Annotated in this window: 18 protein-coding genes; 4 read left to right on the top strand and 14 right to left on the bottom strand. The window is 47.5% G+C overall.

The window, feature by feature from the left end; genetic code table 11:
- Window positions 1–131: 131 nt before the first annotated feature.
- From cls to VSQ32_02890, 4 genes are all read right to left on the bottom strand, one after another.
- Complete coding sequence (gene cls, locus VSQ32_02905; protein MEH2941828.1) at window positions 132–1,670, bottom strand: cardiolipin synthase; 1,539 nt, start codon at window positions 1,668–1,670, stop codon at window positions 132–134.
- 76 nt (window positions 1,671–1,746) lie between these two features.
- The gene (locus tag VSQ32_02900) at window positions 1,747–2,637 is read right to left on the bottom strand and encodes a S8 family peptidase (protein MEH2941827.1); all 891 of its coding nucleotides are present in this window, start codon (window positions 2,635–2,637) and stop codon (window positions 1,747–1,749) included.
- Between the two features lie 230 nt (window positions 2,638–2,867).
- Complete coding sequence (locus tag VSQ32_02895) at window positions 2,868–3,047, bottom strand: hypothetical protein (protein MEH2941826.1); 180 nt, start codon at window positions 3,045–3,047, stop codon at window positions 2,868–2,870.
- Window positions 3,048–3,206: 159 nt separating this feature from the next.
- Entirely contained in the window at window positions 3,207–3,518 is a 312-nt protein-coding gene (locus tag VSQ32_02890) for a hypothetical protein (GenBank protein ID MEH2941825.1), read from the bottom strand.
- Between the two features lie 554 nt (window positions 3,519–4,072).
- Here VSQ32_02890 and VSQ32_02885 point away from each other — a divergent pair.
- On the top strand, window positions 4,073–5,101 hold the full coding sequence (locus VSQ32_02885) for an aldo/keto reductase (protein MEH2941824.1): 1,029 nt from the start codon (window positions 4,073–4,075) through the stop codon (window positions 5,099–5,101).
- 48 nt (window positions 5,102–5,149) lie between these two features.
- On the opposite strand, the gene VSQ32_02880 is transcribed toward VSQ32_02885, so the two are convergent.
- Both VSQ32_02880 and VSQ32_02875 read right to left on the bottom strand, forming a co-directional pair.
- Window positions 5,150–5,683, bottom strand: a complete 534-nt coding sequence (locus VSQ32_02880) for a GNAT family N-acetyltransferase (GenBank protein MEH2941823.1) — start codon at window positions 5,681–5,683, stop codon at window positions 5,150–5,152.
- A gap of 64 nt (window positions 5,684–5,747) precedes the next feature.
- Window positions 5,748–6,998, bottom strand: a complete 1,251-nt coding sequence (locus tag VSQ32_02875; protein MEH2941822.1) for a glutamate-5-semialdehyde dehydrogenase — start codon at window positions 6,996–6,998, stop codon at window positions 5,748–5,750.
- A gap of 486 nt (window positions 6,999–7,484) precedes the next feature.
- Here VSQ32_02875 and VSQ32_02870 point away from each other — a divergent pair, with 486 nt between their 5' ends.
- A complete protein-coding gene (locus VSQ32_02870) occupies window positions 7,485–7,979 on the top strand; it encodes a sigma-70 family RNA polymerase sigma factor (protein ID MEH2941821.1) in 495 nt (164 codons plus the stop codon).
- Window positions 7,969–8,904, top strand: a complete 936-nt coding sequence (locus tag VSQ32_02865) for an RsiV family protein (GenBank protein MEH2941820.1) — start codon at window positions 7,969–7,971, stop codon at window positions 8,902–8,904. Before VSQ32_02870 ends, VSQ32_02865 begins: the two co-directional genes overlap by 11 nt.
- Before the next feature lie 54 nt (window positions 8,905–8,958).
- On the opposite strand, the gene VSQ32_02860 is transcribed toward VSQ32_02865, so the two are convergent.
- The 7 genes from VSQ32_02860 to VSQ32_02830 form a co-directional block, all read right to left on the bottom strand.
- A complete protein-coding gene (locus VSQ32_02860) occupies window positions 8,959–9,516 on the bottom strand; it encodes a 5-formyltetrahydrofolate cyclo-ligase (protein MEH2941819.1) in 558 nt (185 codons plus the stop codon).
- Entirely contained in the window at window positions 9,494–9,715 is a 222-nt protein-coding gene (locus VSQ32_02855) for a DUF896 domain-containing protein (GenBank protein ID MEH2941818.1), read from the bottom strand. Before VSQ32_02855 ends, VSQ32_02860 begins: the two co-directional genes overlap by 23 nt.
- Window positions 9,716–9,729: 14 nt before the next feature.
- Window positions 9,730–10,578, bottom strand: coding sequence for a glutamate 5-kinase (gene proB, locus VSQ32_02850; protein MEH2941817.1), 849 nt, complete (start codon window positions 10,576–10,578; stop codon window positions 9,730–9,732).
- A gap of 91 nt (window positions 10,579–10,669) precedes the next feature.
- Window positions 10,670–12,010, bottom strand: coding sequence for a putative ABC transporter permease (locus tag VSQ32_02845; protein ID MEH2941816.1), 1,341 nt, complete (start codon window positions 12,008–12,010; stop codon window positions 10,670–10,672).
- A 70-nt stretch (window positions 12,011–12,080) separates the two neighbouring features.
- Window positions 12,081–13,475: an MATE family efflux transporter gene (locus VSQ32_02840; protein ID MEH2941815.1), complete on the bottom strand. Its 1,395-nt coding sequence runs from the start codon at window positions 13,473–13,475 to the stop codon at window positions 12,081–12,083.
- A 104-nt stretch (window positions 13,476–13,579) separates the two neighbouring features.
- Window positions 13,580–14,842 carry a glycerophosphodiester phosphodiesterase family protein gene (locus VSQ32_02835; GenBank protein ID MEH2941814.1) on the bottom strand — a complete coding sequence of 421 codons (1,263 nt, stop codon included), beginning with the start codon at window positions 14,840–14,842 and terminating at the stop codon, window positions 13,580–13,582.
- Window positions 14,778–16,187, bottom strand: a complete 1,410-nt coding sequence (locus VSQ32_02830) for an MATE family efflux transporter (GenBank protein ID MEH2941813.1) — start codon at window positions 16,185–16,187, stop codon at window positions 14,778–14,780. Before VSQ32_02830 ends, VSQ32_02835 begins: the two co-directional genes overlap by 65 nt.
- Before the next feature lie 85 nt (window positions 16,188–16,272).
- On the opposite strand from VSQ32_02830, the gene VSQ32_02825 reads away from it, so the two are divergent.
- Window positions 16,273–17,118: a MerR family transcriptional regulator gene (locus VSQ32_02825; protein ID MEH2941812.1), complete on the top strand. Its 846-nt coding sequence runs from the start codon at window positions 16,273–16,275 to the stop codon at window positions 17,116–17,118.
- A gap of 23 nt (window positions 17,119–17,141) precedes the next feature.
- On the opposite strand, the gene VSQ32_02820 is transcribed toward VSQ32_02825, so the two are convergent.
- Window positions 17,142–17,774: a GNAT family N-acetyltransferase gene (locus tag VSQ32_02820; GenBank protein MEH2941811.1), complete on the bottom strand. Its 633-nt coding sequence runs from the start codon at window positions 17,772–17,774 to the stop codon at window positions 17,142–17,144.
- Window positions 17,775–17,920: the final 146 nt, after the last annotated feature.

The raw sequence follows: 17,920 nt of genomic DNA, 5'->3' as shown, positions 1-17,920 counted from the left end.
CATTTTTCCGGCAGCAGTATCACCCCTGACGGCCATTTCCCGGCAGCAAAGTAAGTCCTGACAGCCATTTCCCGGCAGCAGAGTAAGTCCTGACAGCCATTTCCCGGCAGCAGAGTAAGTCCCCCACTGCTTTACAGCAGTGGGGCAAACAGACGCATGACGCCCTGCAGAGTCCGAATGGCCGCCGGACGCTTCCTGCAGAACTCCAGATTGATTTCTTCCGATTCTTTCATGGTATTCCATACATCTTCTTTTACCTGCATGACAGCATCTGACCGATACATCCAGACTCCGCACTCAAAATGCAGATACAGGCTGCGGTAATCCAGATTTACGCTTCCCACAACTGCCACTTCGTCGTCGCACACAAAGCATTTTGCGTGGAGGAAGCCCGGATTATACTGATAAATTCTCACTCCGCATTCCAGAAGGGGCTCATAATAAGACTGGCTGATCCAGTATACAATCTGCTTATCGGGAATTCCCGGCATCAGAATCCGCACATCCACTCCGCTCTTTGCCGCATTCTGCAAAGCCTTTAATATTTCGTCATCGGGAATCAGATAGGGGGTAAAGATATAAACATATTTTCTGGCGCGATTAATGATGTTCATATAAATATTTTCCCCTACATTCTCATGGTCCAGAGGACTGTCCGTGTAGGGCTGCACATATCCGTCTGTATTCCAGGGCCTGGTCTGATAGCGGGAAGGGCGAAACAGCTCCGGATCCTGCTCCCGGCTCTTTGTAATATAATCCCACATTTCCAGAAACATCACCGTAAAACTCCAGACGCCCTCGCCCTCCAGGCGAAGGCCCGTATCCTTCCAGTACCCGAACCTTTTTACTTTATTCACGTATTCATCCGCCAGATTAATACCCCCCGTAAATCCCACTTTACCGTCCGCCACCAGAATTTTCCGATGGTCCCGGTTATTCATAACCACAGACATGATGGGATACAGCGGATTGAATCGGACACACTTTATCCCCCATTCCTGCATTTGCTGATAGTACTTTTCCGGAAGGGTGGTCACGCACCCGAAATCATCATAAATGAAACGTACATCCACGCCCTGAGCCGCTTTCCCCTTTAAAATGTCCAGAATTTTTCCGAACATATAACCTTCTTCCACTATAAAATATTCCATAAAAATAAAATGCCGGGCTTCCTCCAGAGCCTTCAGCATATCCGGAAACATTTCCTCTCCGGAGGAATAATACTTCGTTTCCGTATTTTTATAAACGGGATATCCCGCCCATTCACTGACATATTTCGACTGACAGTAAACAGACATATCCTGTTCCTTCAGTTCTTCCAGCAAATCCTGGTGTTCCGGCAGGCTCTGCTCTATTTCAAAGTTGACAGCTTCCATGCGCTTTCTGGTGGGTCTGGTCAGCTCTGACCGCCCAAAAATAAAATAAACCAGAAGCCCCACAACGGGAACTGCCAGAATTACCACTGTCCAGGCAATTTTATAGGACAGATTGCTTCTTTTATTTACAATGACCAGCACCACAAATACGGCGCTGATATCCAGAATTGTATTCAAAAAAGTATAACGCATCTGGAACCCATACAGAAATGACAGCAGCCAGCACAGCTGAAGCAGAATTGCAATCGCTACTATGGTTGCCCTCCCCAGTAAAAATTTCTTAACTTTCTTCATCCAACCACCTCTCGCCATGGCCTGTTACGAAAAGTCTGCAAAAATGCCCTTTCTGCCATGATACACTGGTGATATTTTAACACAATAATTTCCCAATGTCTACCATTCCCCACCCCTGCTTCGACAGGGGCAGCCCCAAATCCACCGTCCGCTGGTACAGGCGCAGCTTTACATCTGCCGGAGAAAAATGAGCATATTTGCTGAGCAGCAGCGCAATACTTCCGCTTACCATGGGAGCCGCCATGGAGGTGCCGCTTTTCCTGGTATATGTCCGGGGATAGACTCCGCAGCTTGTAACATTTGTGCCTGGAAGCACCAGTTCCGGCTTCACCACACAATGGTCTGTGGGGCCCTGCCCCGAATAGTCCGGCTTCAAAGGTGATTTTCCAATCTGCTCCCTGGTATCGTCAAAGCAGCCCGCCGTAATAATTTTCCGACAGATACCGGGTACGGTAATGCTGTTTTCCCCCGGTCCGTTATTTCCCGCCGCAGCGACTACCACAAGGTCGTTATCCCAGGCATATTCCACCGCCTGCAGAAGACGAATCCGTTCCCTGCTCTCCGCATGAAGCACCATGCCGATGGAAATATTTACAATCCGGATGCGGTAATTCCTTCTGTTCTCCACCAGCCAGTCAATAGCCCGTACCACATGCTCCGTATTTCCATTTCCTCTGTAGTCCAGTATTTTCAGAATAATAAAATGGCATCGGGGCGCAAGGCCTGTATATTTTCCATTGGAAAGGCTGCCGTCGCCGCCGATAATTCCGGCTATGTGGGTACCATGGCCATTATCATCGTAAAGAGAATTTCTTCCTCTGACGTAGTCCCGAAAACAGACGATTCTATGTTCAAAATCCGGGTGGGGGTAAATTCCGGTGTCCAGCACTGCCACGCCGATTTCTTCCCCGTAATAGCCTTTTTCCCAGGCCTGCCCGGCATTGATAATCTTTCTTACTCTGTCCATATGCTTCTCTTTTTCTATTAATATATGCGTCTTTGGATATTTTGCCTTTGGCGGACCTTTTATGCAGATTTCATATGGCTTTTTATTCCCGGAATCCGCTGCCCCTGAAAGCAGACAGCCTTCATTATAGATGATATCCCTGCCGCTGAATTAATTGCTTTAATACACTCATTACTGTACCCGATTTTATGTTGGTTTCAATATTTTTCACATAAACGACATAAAATTCTTCATTCTGATATGGCAGTATTTTCATCGCACAATATCTTAGTAAAAAATTCCAATTCATCTGAAATAGCTCGACCATAATTGTAATAATTATCATCATAATTCAGATATGCCGCTTCACTCATTTCTTTTATTTCTCCATCTTCAAATGAAGCTAAGGCATTTTCAAAATCATTCCACAAGTCATCCTCAAAAATATATTTTGTTAATTGTTCGTAAAATTCCCTATTATTATTCCAAATATAATCTCTAAAAAGACTCTCGTTTATTATTTATCCCTCTTCCTTATGTCCTATCTACATGGCACTGACTCTATATAATTATTACACCAATAAAGAAAGCTATCTGCATTCCCCTAACTTCTCCAATATCTCCATAACATCCGGCTGCGTTGGTGTGAATTTGATACCACGCTTCAACATGCCCATGACTTTTCTCGCTTTCTGCTCAATTTCTCTGACAGTATGCTCACTTGTCAACATCAGATGATTTCCGGCGATTGTGTATTCACGTTCTATGTATTCTTCCGTTATCGGGAACATATCCTGTATCAGAAATGCACTCTCACGGCTATCATCCAGTTTGACGATATGGAGAATATCACAGGGTTTCCCAGCTATTTCCTTTGAGATACGGATCCGGCATATCTTCAAAAAATTTATCCTGGATAATGTAAAAACCTGTTTTCTTCATTTGCCTGTCCTTATTATAAAAAAATTTCGTTTTACGAAATTCTGCGTCGCCCTGGCGGCATATTTCCTTTGCATTTGCGTGTGCATCTTTGTTTTTGTCTTATAGGACGAAAAAGTCCCTCGCCTTACGGCGAAGGACTATACTTTCAACCCAACCATTTATATACCGCATATCGGTCAGCGGTAAACTTTCAACCCGACCATTTATATACCACATATCGGTCAGCGGTAAACTTTCTTTGTACCACTTTTTCTGACAATACTCCTGAACCAGCCAATACATCAGCCAGGAGCTTCTTATTTCTGGCTTCTTCAAACTATGGTCAGGAGCAGCTCCCTTTCAATTTCTCACACATTTTCCACAGATAATTCTGTAAAACATCTGATATGCGTCTTCCGCCGATTTACCTTTCAGTCCTGTCTTCCGGAATGATACTTGTATTTCCAAAATCTCCATGATAAAATAAAAACATTCGAACAGAAAATACCGGAATATACAGAAAGGTGAGATGACCATGAATACTACCGTTACTCTTGGAAAAACCGGCATTACCGTAAACAAAAACGGCTTCGGCGCTCTTCCCATTCAGCGCATTTCCATGGAAGAATCCGGAAGGCTGCTGAGAAAAGCATACGATGCGGGCATTCGTTTTTTTGACACCGCACGGTTCTATACGGACAGTGAAGCCAAAATCGGCGAAGCCCTTTCATCCGTCCGAAACCAGATTTATATTGCCACCAAAACCGGGGCGCAGAACGCAGAGGAATTCCGGAAGGACCTGCACACCAGCCTGGAACTGCTGAAAACAGATTATATTGATATTTATCAGTTCCACAATCCTGCCTTCTGCCCGAAACCAGGGGACGGTTCCGGCCTGTATGAAGCCATGGAAGAAGCCAGAAATCAGGGGAAAATCCGGCACATCGGTATCAGCAACCATCGCCTGAAGGTTGCCCATGAGGCCATTGACAGCGGCCTGTACGAAACTCTGCAGTTTCCCTTCTCCTATCTTTCCACTGAGAAGGAAAAAGAAATCGTAAGCCGCTGCCGGAAAGAAAATATGGGATTTATTTCCATGAAAGCTCTGTCCGGAGGACTGATTACCAACTCTGCCGCCGCTTACGCTTTTCAGGCTGAATATGACAACGTGCTGCCCATCTGGGGGATTCAACGGGAATCTGAACTGGATGAATTTATCCGCTATATGGAACAGCCCCCTGTTCTGACGCCGGAACTCTCCGAACTGATAGCCCGCGACAGGGAACAGCTCGCCGGAAACTTCTGCCGGGGCTGCGGCTACTGTGTTCCCACCTGCCCTGCCGGAATTGAAATCAACAACTGTGCCAGAATGTCCCTGCTTCTGCGACGTTCTCCCGCCGAACTGCAGCTTACTCCGGAAGTTCAGGAAAAAATGAAGAAAATCGAAGACTGCATCAACTGTAACCAGTGCAGCGCCCACTGTCCCTACGGTCTGGATACTCCCGCACTGCTGGCAGAGAATTACCGGGATTATAAAGAAGTGCTGGCTGGAAAGCCATTGTGACAGACAAATGCAGCAGGAAAGAAAGGCAGGCAATCAACAGGCCCCATATCACAGCCCATACTCCAGCTGACAGTCACAGGGCTCCGCCTGATACAGCTTCTGATTGTACTCCTCCGCTTCCACACAGCCCATGGCATGATAAAATGCCTGGGTTTCCTCCGATGAATGGGCCGATATGTACAGTTTCGCCGCACCCAGCCTTTTTCCTGCCAGAGCAGCATACTGAAACAGTTTTTTCCCATACCCCTTTCCTCTGGATTCGCAGGAAACATGGATACAGGAAAGCTGTACATACTGCTTCCCGGAGCCAAAGCGCTCGTGCTCCACGGAAGCAAATCCCTTCAGCTTTCCGTCTTCCAGACATCCGATGACAAATCCTCCTGTGTCGGCGGTATTTTTCAGGCATTTTACCAGAAATTCATATTCTGATTCTCCCCACTGTTCCACAAAGGGAACTTCTTTCAGTTTCCAGCCGTCCGTTTCTTTGCGCCAGCAGCGTTTCACTTCCTGGTAACGGTCGAAATGCCGAAACAGTTCCCGGTCAATCTGAGGTTCTGATATCAGTTCAAATGTCACTTTCATTCTCTTTCTTCCTTTATCATGCAAGGCAGATACAGACCAGCGCTTCCCGTTTCAACGTCTGCGTTCAGGGCCTGGTCTGCCCGTTTCCATATATAATATATTTTGTACTGGTCAGCTCTTTTAATCCCATGGGGCCTCTGGCATGGAGCTTCTGGGTACTGATACCGATTTCGCCCCCGAAACCGAATTCAAATCCGTCCGTGAACCGCGTGGAAGCGTTGACATACACAGCCGCCGCGTCGATTTCCTCCAGAAATTTTCTGGAATTATCATAATCTCTGGTTATAATTGCTTCGGAATGCCCCGTATTGTACTGATTGATATGGGAAATGGCCTCATCTATGGAAGATACGGTTTTTATGGACAAAATGTAATCCAGATATTCCATGCCCCAGTCTTCCTCTTTTGCGGGCAGAATACTGCTGCAGGATTTCCGGCTCTCCTCATCTCCTCGCAGTTCCACCTGCTTTTCTTCCAGCCGCTGTGCCAGCCTGGGAAGCAGGGCGTCCTTTACTTTCTCATGTACCACCAGGGATTCACAGGCATTGCACACGCCGATTCTCTGGGTTTTTGCATTAAAAATAATATCCACAGCCATGGCAATATCCGCAGATTCATCCACATAAATATGACAGTTGCCGGTTCCGGTCTCAATCACAGGCACCGTTGCCTGCTCCACCACAGTCCGAATCAGTCCTGCCCCTCCCCGCGGAATCAGTACATCCACATACCGGTTCAGCTTCATAAATTCAGCCGCTGTTTCATGGCTGGTATCTGTAATAAGCTGGATGGACTCTGAGGGAAGGTCACATTTTACCAGTGCCTCCTGCAATGTCATGGTAATGGCATTGTTGGAATGCAGCGCGTCCTTCCCGCCCCGGAGAATTACCACATTCCCCGCTTTAAAACACAGCCCGAAAGCATCTGCTGTCACATTTGGCCGGGATTCATAAATAATACCGATTACCCCCAGAGGCACACGCTTCTGGCCAATCAGCAAACCGTTGGGACGCTGCTTCATGGACAGAACTTCCCCGATTGGGTCTTCCAGTCCTGCAATCTGCCGCAACCCTTCCGCCATCTGGGCAATTCTCGCCTCCGTCAGCAGCAGACGGTCCACCAGCCCCGGAGCCATACCGTTTTCCTTCGCCCGCTCCACATCCGCATGGTTGGCTTCCAGGAGCATTTTCATATTTGCCATAAGGTAATCTGCCGCTGTGGTCAGAACTTTATTTTTCCGGCCGGCCGGCAGATTCCGCAGGACGGTCTCCGCCTTTTTTGCATTTTGTCCAATCTGTTCCAGTGTAAGATTCATCTTGTTCCTCCGTTTCTTTTCTGCTATTCTTGGAAAAAGAATACGCCATGGGAATTTCCCGGTTCCTTTCTATACAGTATAACAATTTCCGGTTCTTTTGTCATTCCCTGAGAAAAAATTTCTCCGGTTATGAAACTTTCCATGGTTCCAGCCCGTCTAATCTGTAACACAGGCAATTGCGAAACTCAGTAATTATACTGATTTCATGTACAATTCAAAAAGTTTGAGTACAAATATTTTCTCATACAAAAGGTGAGAAATGCATTTCAGCACCATGGAGGCGAGACTCAAAGAAATATGGAAGCCTCTGCTGAACATGATTCTTTGTATTCAGAGGCTCACCGGAATGTTCGGTGCGTCCGGCATTTCGGCCTTTTGTATGATGAAAATATTTAAAAAAATTGTGGAAATTGTACATGAATTTTTGACAATTGAAGCGTTTCGCAATTGCCTGTAATCTGTAACAACCGGAAAGGAGAACACAACATGAACACACCAAAGATGCAGCAGCAGATAGAACAGGAACTGCTGGCTTCTTATGAATCCCTGTACCGTCTGGCCTTCACCTATGTGAAAAATGAATCCGACGCCATGGACGTCGTGCAGGAAAGCGCTTACAAAGCCATACGGAACGCCGCTTCCATCCGGAACGAATCTTACATCCGTACCTGGCTCTGGCGTATTGTCATCAACACCTCCCTGGAAGTCCTCCGGGGGAAACAGCGGGAAACATTCCTGGAAGTTCCGCAGGAACAGGGAAAAGAGGACATCTATCCCGACTTTGATACCATCGACGCTCTGGATGTGCTGAATGAAAAGGAACGTGCAGTCATCGTTCTGCGCTATTTTGAGGAACGGAAGCTCCAGGAAATTGCCGATGTACTGGATGAGAATCTGAACACTGTCAAAAGCATCTTATACCGCAGCCTGAAAAAAATGAAAATCAAACTCACGGAAGGAGAACTCTGCCATGAATCATAATTTAGACCAGATAAAACAGGATTATCAGAATATTAAAGTCCCGGAAACATTAAAAAAACAGATGGAAGCTGCCATTGCACAGGCAAAAAAAGATACCGCAGAACATCTGCCGGAGCAGGCGGATACCCGCCGGAAGAAATCTTCCATATTCCGTTTCCCCCTTGCAAAATGTGCCGCAGGTGTGGCGGCGGCAGCCCTGATACTTGTAATACTGGCCAACTCCGGCCCTTCCATCGCCCACGCCATGGAACAGATTCCTATTCTGGGCTCCATCGTCAGGATTGTCACATTCCGGGAATATGAACATCAGGAAAACCGGATGGAAGCCAATATCAAAGTCCCGGAAGTCCAGGTAGAAACCAACGACGGAGAAATCCTGGAAGATGCCACCCGGAAACTGAATGACAACATAAAGGCTTATACGGATGAAATCATCGCCGCTTATGAAGCAGACCTGAAAGCTGCCGGAGGAGAAGGCACAGAAGCGGTAAATCTGGACTACGAAGTGGCAACGGACAATGACAAACTGTTCTCTCTGCGGTTCCATCAGACCATTACCATGGCGGGCGCCGCTCAGATGGAGAAAATCTATCACATTGACAAACAGACCGGAGACATGATTACACTGAAAGATTTGTTCCAGGAGGGAGCCGATTACAAAACTCCCATCTCTGAAAATATCAGACAGCAGATGAGAGAACAGATGGCTCAGGATGAAATGAAATCCTACTGGGTAGACAGCGACATTCCGGAATGGAATTTTACGGAAATATCCGACAACCCCAGTTTTTATATCAATGAATCCGGAAAACTGGTAATTGTCTTCGACGAATATCAGGTGGCCCCCGGTTACATGGGCGTGGTTACTTTTGAAATCCCCACAGATGTGGTGAAAGATATTGCAAAAGAAGGATATTTCATGTAACATGCAGCGTCAGAGACTCACGACAGAAACGTCCATGCAGCACATTCCGGAGACTTACGACAGGAAAGTCCATACAGCACACTCCGTAATCACTTCATCCATGGGAATATCATGCGCTTCTGCTGCCAGTTCTTCCACAAACTGAAACTGGTATGCAATACCGATTTTCATACATTCCCGGCTCCTGGCAAAATACCGGTCGTAATACCCGCCTCCATATCCCATACGGTTTCCTCTCCGGTCAAATCCGAGGCCCGGCACAAGCACTGTCATTCCCGGCTCCGCCGCAGGAATTTGGCTCACAGGCTCCATCACATGAAAGCTGCCCTCCTGGAAATCTTCCAGTGAGGCAGCTTCATAAAATTCCATCTCTTTTCCTTCCACTCTGGGAAATGCAATTCTTTTCCCCAGTGTCAGAGCTTCTTCTGCCAGCGGCAGCAGGTTCACTTCATTGCCAAGGGGATAATAGAAACAGACGGTCCGGGCCCCGGAGAACCATGGCCGGGCTCTCAGTTTCCGGCAGATTTCTGCCGACAGCTTACTGGCCTGCTCAGAAGACAGGTTTTCCCGCTGCTGCCGGAGCCTCTGTCTAATTTGCTTCTTTGTTTCCATATTTCTCACCCAGATTTTCCGTGGTTCCATCCGGATTTACCACGTCAATACTGTCCAGCTGGGAACGCAGGTTACGCCTGATATTTGCAATATATTCTTTCCGCAGTAAATCCTGCTCTTTTTTCTCCGCCTCTGTCAGACCTTCTGCTTTGGACTTTCTGGCCAGTACATTAATTCTGTCTATCTTACTCTGCTCCATGGTATTCTCCTTCCCTATTCCAGACTTTTTTCAATAAAATCCGCAATATAAAAATCCTCGTCCCGATGTTCCCGGAACAATGTTCCCACAAATTTCCCTTCAAAAATCCGATGAAGAACACCCACATCCGCTCCGTTGGCAATAATCATGTCCGCTCCGGAACAGGTGGCAATCTTCGCCGCAGTCAGCTTGGTTTCCATGCCTCCCGTGCCCACATCGCTCCCTGTGGTTCCTTTTGCCATGGAGATAATTTCCTCATCCAGACAATCTACCACAGGAATCAGCTCTGCAGCAGGATTTTTATGAGGATCGTCGGTAAACAGACCGTCAATATCAGACAGCAGTACCAGTAAATCCGCTCCCACCAGAGAGGCCACCAGGGCAGACAGGGTGTCGTTATCGCCAAACTGCATTTCATAGGTGGAAATGGTATCATTTTCATTGACAACGGGAATTATGCCAAGACGGAACAGCTCTTCAAAGGTGTTCTGAGCATTTTTCCGGGAAACGTTGTCCTGCATGGTGCCCTTCGTCATAAGTATCTGCCCGGCGGTCTGATGATATTCAGAAAATAATTTCTGATAAGTCATCATCAGCCTGGCCTGGCCTACGGCTGCACAGGCCTGTTTGGTGGAAATATTATCCGGCCGCTCCGTAAGTCCCATAACCGTGCGCCCTACCGCAATGGCGCCGGAACTTACCAGACACACATCCATTCCGCAGTTGCGGATATCGCAGAGTTCCCGCACCAGACGCTCTATCTTTCCCAGATTCAGCCTTCCCGTAGCCTCGTGGTGCAGAGCTGCCGAACCGATTTTTACAACCACTCTTTTTTTCTTACCGAAATACTCTTTTGCTTCCATCTCTGTTTCCATTTCTGTTTTTATCTCCATTTCCATCTCTGTTTCCATATCCATTTCCGTATCTGTTTCCGTATCCCTTCAGCCTGTGTTTTTATTCCTGTCCCACTTTCTCCATGGTTTTCGCACTGGGATAAATCTCATCCATCCGTTCATCCGGAAATTCCCTGTCCAGCCAGACAGCCAGCTCATGGGCAGGCGGAATCCCCTGTGCCCGTTCTCCATAGCGGGCCAGCGCCAGTGCGGATATCCCTATATCCCATACCATAAATACCAGGAATATCCAGGTCAGTATTTTTCCCGCTTTTTTCGGGATTTTTTCAATCCACCGCGATATCAGAGGATACAGTCGTTTCATCCACACCCATGCGGCAATTCCCCAGAAAAAGCAGTACAGAAGATTAATCCTGCCTCCCAGATTAAATGGTATGTCGCTGTAATCCCAGAACACTGTTCCGAAGGCCAGTTCGGTAAACACGCTGCAGATATATTCATAAGCCCCGCCCAGCAGAGTTCCCGCCAGAAAAATATGGCTGTCCTCCTGATTCCGGTAACGGTAAAGCACAATGGTAGCCCCGGCAACGCCAATTCCCCAGACCAGGCTGAATGTACCGTACACCAGGCTGCTCCTGCTCATCCACCAGCCCATGGTAAACCGGCAGAACACCATTTCCACCAGAGCCCCCAGGAAAGCCCCCAGGAAGAAAATCCACATAACCTTATAAAAACTGCAGCCATAAGCAAATACCGTTTTCTGCCGTATTAATTCCTGTTTTTCTTCCTCGGTTTCCGCCTTTTTCTGTTCCAGTCCGGGAAAGGCCCGGTTCATACGCCTGTCCACCAGCCTTACAATTACAGCCTGCAGGGATTTGGCGGCCTGATTCAGCCCTTCCGCAATCTCAGACATGGCCTGATTCTGGTTTTTTATTTTAAGCAGTGCGCCGACGGTCATAATCACATCCACCGCCAGTATCAGGCAGAGACCCGATAATACAACAATTCCCGGCAGATAAGGTATGTTCTCCAGCACTCCCACCAGAATGGGATTGAGAAATTTTATCACAAAAATCCCCAGACCTCCCCAGATTGCAGCCGCCGCCAGACAAATATAACCGCCGGCCTGGAACCTGCGCCCGGAATAATCCCAGAGCCTGAGATGGAACGCTTTTTCCAGCAGTAACCCTGTCAGCAGCTCCGTGACCGTTCCCACAATCATGCAGCCCAGAAACAGATAGAACCACTCTTCTCTCAGGGAATCCATAAATACCAGCATAAACACCATGGAAAATCCGTACACCGGACAAATCATTCCATTCAGAAATCCACGGTTAATGAATTTTTTGCGGCCCGCAGCAGCATACACCACTTCCAGGCACCAGCCCAGAAAGCTGTAGAGAAAGAACAGGCACACCAGTTCAAATCCTGTATATATCATACATTTCCTCTTTCCGTACTATAAGTTCACATTTATGTATCCATATCAGTAATTGCAAAATCCGGTTATTTTACCCATCCACAATATTCTGCAGCCAGATTCCCTTTTTCACCAGTACGTAACCCAGAATACATTTCAGCGTCTCAATCATCTGGCAGCTCAGATACACATACACAATGGGCAACCCGGTAAAATTCGCCAGCACGAAAGCAAGGGGAATATCCACTGCCCACACATACACGCTGTCAAACAGCACGGTAATCCAGGTTTTTCCGCCGGAACGCAGGGTAAAATAGCAGCCGTGCATAAAAGCATACAGGGGCATACATCCCGCAGCAATCAGGATAAATCCCGTGGCAAGGCTCTGCACCTCTCCGGAAGTATTGTAAATCAGCGGGAAGAAGGGTGAAATCAATGCCAGCAGGCTTCCGCACACCAGGCAGGTGGAAACGGTAAAAAACAGCAGTTTCCGGTCCGTATCCCTGGCTTCTTCCATTTTTCCGGCTCCCAGAAGCTGCCCCACAATAATTGCAATGGCTCCTCCGATGGACAGGAACACCACATTAAACAGGTTGGAAACAGTGCTGGAAATATTCAGTCCCGCCACCACAGACAATCCCCGGACAGAATAGCACTGCAGCAAAAAAGCCTGCCCGGTGGACCAGGCAATCTCATTGAGCATAATAGGAATTCCCTTCCGGATAATATTTACGGTCAGCTCCCTGGGTATCCGCAGGCTGCGGTAAGCCCCTTCGATAAAGGGATGTTCCTTCCGATGACGGTATGTCCAGCACATCAGTATGGCGCATTCCACCACTCTGGCCATATTCGTTGCAAGAGCCGCGCCCACGGCTCCCAGAGCAGGCAATCCGAGTTTTCCGAAAATCAGCAGATAATTTCCCATAAGATTTACCAGAACCGCGGCAATTCCGGCCTTCATGGGCAGTACGGTTTCCCCTGTCTCACGCAACGTACTGGCATAAGTCTGGGAAACGGCATAAGGCACAATACCAAAAATAATCACCGTCAGATATTCTTTTCCATATTCCAGTGTTCTGGCAATATCTCCGGTCTGAGCGCCCTCGTGGAGATACAGCATAATCAGTTCTTCTCCGGCTGTGAGAAACAGCCCGACAGCCAGAATCGTCATCAGAATGCAGATGATAAATTTAAACCGGAAGGTATTGCGCACCCCCTCCTGGCTTCCCTGCCCGTAATACTGGGCAGTAAAAATCCCGGCGCTGGAAACGCCGCCAAAAATACAGATATTGAATACCGTCATAAACTGGTTCACAATGGCGACGCCGCTCATCTGCTCCGTGCCTACCTGTCCCACCATAATATTGTCCAGAAGGCTTACAAAGTTGGTAATCCCGTTCTGGATAATAACAGGCACCACAATCAGCAGGACCATCCGGTAAAATGCCTTATCGCCTATGTACCTTTTCCAAAAATTCCCTTTCATCTCCGTTCCCTTCCGTCACGTTCTCTGTGTTGCAGCATTCGTTTTTTCATGATTTTTCTATTCTAGCACATCAGACGTCCGGTTACAACATGATTTATCCGGAATCACAGCTCCTGCAGGAACTTCACGTATTTCTCCCACAGGTTTCCTGTCCTGCTCAGAAAGATACGCTCTTTGGCCAGCGTCACATTATCGGTAATGATATTGTCCACATGAAGTTCAATCATACGGTCTATGTTTTCTTCTGTGTTTACGGTCCAGGCATACAGTTCCTTTCCCGCATTATGCACATCGAAAACCATCTTTTCCGTAACGCTTGTGGCCTCTATGCTGAAATGATCCGCCGCCCCAAGCTGATTGATATCTCCGTATGCAAAACTCATCACGTACACGGTCCGGATGTTTTCACGATATGCTTTCACACGCTCCAGAACTTCATACACCTGAGAAGTAATCACGCATGAATCTGCAAAATCCGCTGCTTCTATCAAATCCACCACGTTCTTTTCAAAGTCTGTTTCATGGCCTGTGGGCTTCAATTCAATATTTAATTTTATATCATGCTCTTTTGCAAAAGAAATCACTTCTGCCAGCAACGGAATTTTCTCGCCGGCAAACCTGCTGTCAAAAAAACTTCCGTTATCCAGCTTCTCTATTTCCTCATACGCCAGTTCCCAGGTATTCCCGGCAACGCCTGTGGTCCGCTTGAAACTGGTGTCATGAAGGACAATAATCTGTCCGTCTCCGCTCTGCTGCACGTCCAGTTCAATCCAGTCTGTTCCCAGTCTGGCCGCCCCCTCGAAAGCCGCCATGGTATTTTCCGGATAAAAAGAAGAAGCTCCCCGATGGGCTGTCACCTCCATAATTCCCTCATGTTCTGTCCGCAGCTCAATTTTATGATTGGAAATACCGTAAAGATAAAAACTGAAGCCAGCCACCGACAGCAGAAACAGAAAATACAGAAGAGCCAGCACGGTCTGGCACCCCAGCAGCGTCAGCAAATCTCTTCCCCTGTGATTTTTACTCAGATGCCGGCTTCTCTTTCTGGCCTCTTTAAAGTTACATCCCTCCAGAGTAAAATAATGAAAGGCATACAGCCATTTCAGCAGTAACAGCTCCAGCCCCGCCAGTACAATCAGAAAGAGCAGCAGCAACAGGCCGGCAACTGTGACAGGGTTCAGCAGAAAAGAGCCGATATTCTCCAGAGTCAGGTAATTGTAACCGGTTGCCTTCATAATCCCATGAAAACACCCCAAAAACAGGGGTGTAAACACGGTAAACGACAGGATTTTATACAAAATTTCAAATCCCGCCAGGGTTTTCCAGTTCACTTTCAGCAAATTCATAACTTTTCTGAGTTTTTTCATTAGTAATCCTCCCATAATATCCATACCGCTCTCTGTACTTCCGGAACATGAAAAGGGACAATGCAAAAGCCATCAGCTCCGCCGCCGGCGTGGCCAGCCAGATTCCGTTTACACCCAGCAGGGCCGGAAGCACCAGCATGGTAATCAGCATGAATACAAAGGAACGGGAAAATGCCAGTACTGCCGAAACCATTCCGTTGGACAAGGCGGTAAACATTCCGCTGGCAAAAATATTAAATCCGATAAAGAGCAATGCCAGCGTGCAGATTCGGTTTCCTGTCACCGCCAGTTCATACACCGGATTATCCGGCCGGGCAAATACCGATACCAGAGGCCTGGTCACTGCCAGAGACAGCGCCACCGTGGCCAGGGACAAGACGCCGATTACCTTCAGGCTGACTTTCATCAGTTTACGGAGCTTTTCCCTGTTTTTCTCTCCGTAATAAAAACTGAGCATGGGAGCCACCCCATAGGAATAGCCGGTATAAAGGGAACTTGCAAACATCAGTACATACATAATAATCGTAATGGCTGCAACACCATCTTCACCCACATATTTTAGCATAGTCCAGTTGAATATTAAAGTAATGATTCCGGTTACCATGGCGGTAGCCATCTCCGAACAGCCATTGGCGGCAGCAGATTTCAGCACCTGAAACCGGAACACAGGCTTCTCAAAGTGCAGCAGATTCTTTTTCCGGCTGAATACCGCAAGTCCTGCCACTGCAGTAACAGAATATCCCAGCCCCGTAGCAATGGCCGCTCCGCGGATTCCCATGGGGAACACTGCAAGAAAGCAGAAATCCAGCGCCATGTTCAGCAGGCCCCCGCTTACGGAACACACCAGCGACAAAGTGGCTTTCCCACATGCAATCATGTAAAGGGTAAAGTTATTCATCAGCAGAATGGGTACGGTAAACATCAGATAATGTTTCAGATAATCCGTACAGTACCCGGCAACTTCTGCCGACAGGTTCATACCGGCAAATATATGGCTCATAGCCAGAGAACCCGCTGCCCACATAAAAAGGCCCGCAGCCACATTCACCAGAATCAGGGCCGTGAAATCCTCTCTCGCTTCTTTCTCTTTCTGTTCCCCCATCTTCCTCATAATTACCGCACTGCCTCCCGTGGCCAGCATGGTGGAAATGGCAGTCACAAACTGAATAACCGGAGCGGTGAGATTGATGGCTGACAAGGCTCCGGTACCAAGCAGGTTGGATACAAACAGACCGTCTACCATAGTGTAAAAAGACATAAACATGGTCATAACAATGGTAGGAACAGCAAATTTCAGAATATTTTTCAGTGTTACCGGTTTCTGATACGCATTTTGATTTTCCATAGATTCTTCTCCTGTTCTCTTGTATTTATTTCTTATATGTTGTATCATAAACCATACAGTGACTGTACGGTCAAGGAGAAGTTGTATGAAAAATCAAAATCATAAAATGCTTACCATCGGGCAGTTTGCCGCCATGCATGGAATTAATAAGAAAACCCTGATGTGGTATGACGAAATCGGCCTGTTTCCCCCTGCCATGGTCAGCCCGCAGAATGGATACCGCTATTACAGCTACCGCCAGAGTTCCATTCTGGAGACCATTCTGCTGCTGCGGGAACTGGATGTATCTGTAAGTGAAATTCAGGATTTTATGAAAAACCGTTCCGCCCGCAGCCTGAAACACCTGCTGGATGAGAAAATCACGGAACTGGACCGGCATATCGCCCATTTGCAGGGACTTCGGAACACACTGGCCAGCCATCATCAGAACATGACAACGCTGCTGCAGATGAATTTATCTGAAATCACATTTGTGGAAAAAGAAGCATGTCCCCTGGTTACCGCAGACATCAGCAGACAGGTCTCTTTTGAAGAAGAAGTGGAACTGATTACCAGGGAGACCCGGAAATACCGGCTCCGCCGCCTCCATGACGCTTCCTACGGAACCATGATTCCCGTGGAACATCTGTATCAGGGAAGATTTGACGAATATTCCAGCCTGTTTGTGGAACTTCCTTTCCCTGTTCCGGAAGAAGGTCTCCACCTGCGGCCCGGCGGAACATATCTCCGGGCTTTTTTTCGGGGAAACTGGGATTATCTGCCGGAAAAATACAGGGAAATTCTGGATTTTGCCCGTAAAGAAGGAGTAACCCTCCTGGGCCACTCCTATGAAACAGGTATCAATGAAACGGTCATTGACCGTATGGAAGATTATATTGTGCAGATTGAGATTCCCATTTTCACTCCATCCCGATTGCAGATAGCAAAATAGTAAGCGGGAAGGTAGCCTTTTTCTCAGTCCTCTCCGGCAGTCTTCTCCAGCACCAGTTTTATTTCTTCATTTTCCAGGTCTTCCGTATCGTAAAAGAAAAAATCTTCTTTCTTCATCCGTACCATCAGAATCTCATCTCGGTATGTCCCGTCTTTTAATTTAAATGCCCTGGGACTGACGCCCGTCTTCTGAAAACCATATTTTTCATAGAGACGTATGGCTCTTTCGTTATCTGAAAATACGCCCAGCTCCAGCTGTTCAAATCCATTTTCCCAGGCCTGCTCCAGCGCCAGTTCCAGCATCCGGCTGCCCAGGCCAAGTCCTGTGTATTCCTGCAAAACAGAAATGCCGAAATAACATCTGTGCCGGGATTTGACATGATTTCTTATTTTGGTAACCCCCGCATCTCCTATGATTTCTCCATCCAGAAATGCTGTCACCAGGAAATCCCTTTCGTCCTTTTCCAGAGATTCCAGACGTTCCCTCATACGCTCCGTACTTTCACCGCATTCTTCCGGATATCGCGCCATAAAGTGCGTTTCCCCGGAGGTAATGTACCTGTGCCGGCAAAGAGCTTTTGCATGTTCCGGCAACGCGCTTTTTAACAGCACGCTCCGCCCGTTTTTCAACTGCACGTTTCTTTCTTTGATTACCATAGGCATATCATTCCTTTTTTCAGATACCCGGTAACTGAAATATGTTCATTCAGAAATTTCATAGAACAAAGCGGACAGGTCCGCTTCAACTCCCTGAATCCCTCAATCATGAGGGACCTGGCTGCTTTGCTGCGCAATTTGCGGTG

This window comes from Lachnospiraceae bacterium JLR.KK002 (genome assembly GCA_036941025.1).
GTDB lineage: Bacteria > Bacillota > Clostridia > Lachnospirales > Lachnospiraceae > Petralouisia.
This window is presented reverse-complemented; position numbering and strand designations above follow the sequence as displayed.

Excerpts from the sequence above, each read along its gene's own strand:
- cls (MEH2941828.1), bottom strand. The coding sequence starts at position 1,670 with ATGAAGAAAGTTAAGAAATTTTTACTGGGGAGGGCAACCATAGTAGCG.
- VSQ32_02900 (MEH2941827.1), bottom strand. The coding sequence starts at position 2,637 with ATGGACAGAGTAAGAAAGATTATCAATGCCGGGCAGGCCTGGGAAAAA.
- VSQ32_02885 (MEH2941824.1), top strand. The coding sequence starts at position 4,073 with ATGAATACTACCGTTACTCTTGGAAAAACCGGCATTACCGTAAACAAA.
- VSQ32_02880 (MEH2941823.1), bottom strand. The coding sequence starts at position 5,683 with ATGAAAGTGACATTTGAACTGATATCAGAACCTCAGATTGACCGGGAA.
- VSQ32_02875 (MEH2941822.1), bottom strand. The coding sequence starts at position 6,998 with ATGAATCTTACACTGGAACAGATTGGACAAAATGCAAAAAAGGCGGAG.
- VSQ32_02870 (MEH2941821.1), top strand. The coding sequence starts at position 7,485 with ATGAACACACCAAAGATGCAGCAGCAGATAGAACAGGAACTGCTGGCT.
- VSQ32_02865 (MEH2941820.1), top strand. The coding sequence starts at position 7,969 with ATGAATCATAATTTAGACCAGATAAAACAGGATTATCAGAATATTAAA.
- VSQ32_02860 (MEH2941819.1), bottom strand. The coding sequence starts at position 9,516 with ATGGAAACAAAGAAGCAAATTAGACAGAGGCTCCGGCAGCAGCGGGAA.
- VSQ32_02855 (MEH2941818.1), bottom strand. The coding sequence starts at position 9,715 with ATGGAGCAGAGTAAGATAGACAGAATTAATGTACTGGCCAGAAAGTCC.
- proB (MEH2941817.1), bottom strand. The coding sequence starts at position 10,578 with ATGGAAGCAAAAGAGTATTTCGGTAAGAAAAAAAGAGTGGTTGTAAAA.
- VSQ32_02845 (MEH2941816.1), bottom strand. The coding sequence starts at position 12,010 with ATGATATATACAGGATTTGAACTGGTGTGCCTGTTCTTTCTCTACAGC.
- VSQ32_02840 (MEH2941815.1), bottom strand. The coding sequence starts at position 13,475 with ATGAAAGGGAATTTTTGGAAAAGGTACATAGGCGATAAGGCATTTTAC.
- VSQ32_02835 (MEH2941814.1), bottom strand. The coding sequence starts at position 14,842 with ATGAAAAAACTCAGAAAAGTTATGAATTTGCTGAAAGTGAACTGGAAA.
- VSQ32_02830 (MEH2941813.1), bottom strand. The coding sequence starts at position 16,187 with ATGGAAAATCAAAATGCGTATCAGAAACCGGTAACACTGAAAAATATT.
- VSQ32_02825 (MEH2941812.1), top strand. The coding sequence starts at position 16,273 with ATGAAAAATCAAAATCATAAAATGCTTACCATCGGGCAGTTTGCCGCC.
- VSQ32_02820 (MEH2941811.1), bottom strand. The coding sequence starts at position 17,774 with ATGGTAATCAAAGAAAGAAACGTGCAGTTGAAAAACGGGCGGAGCGTG.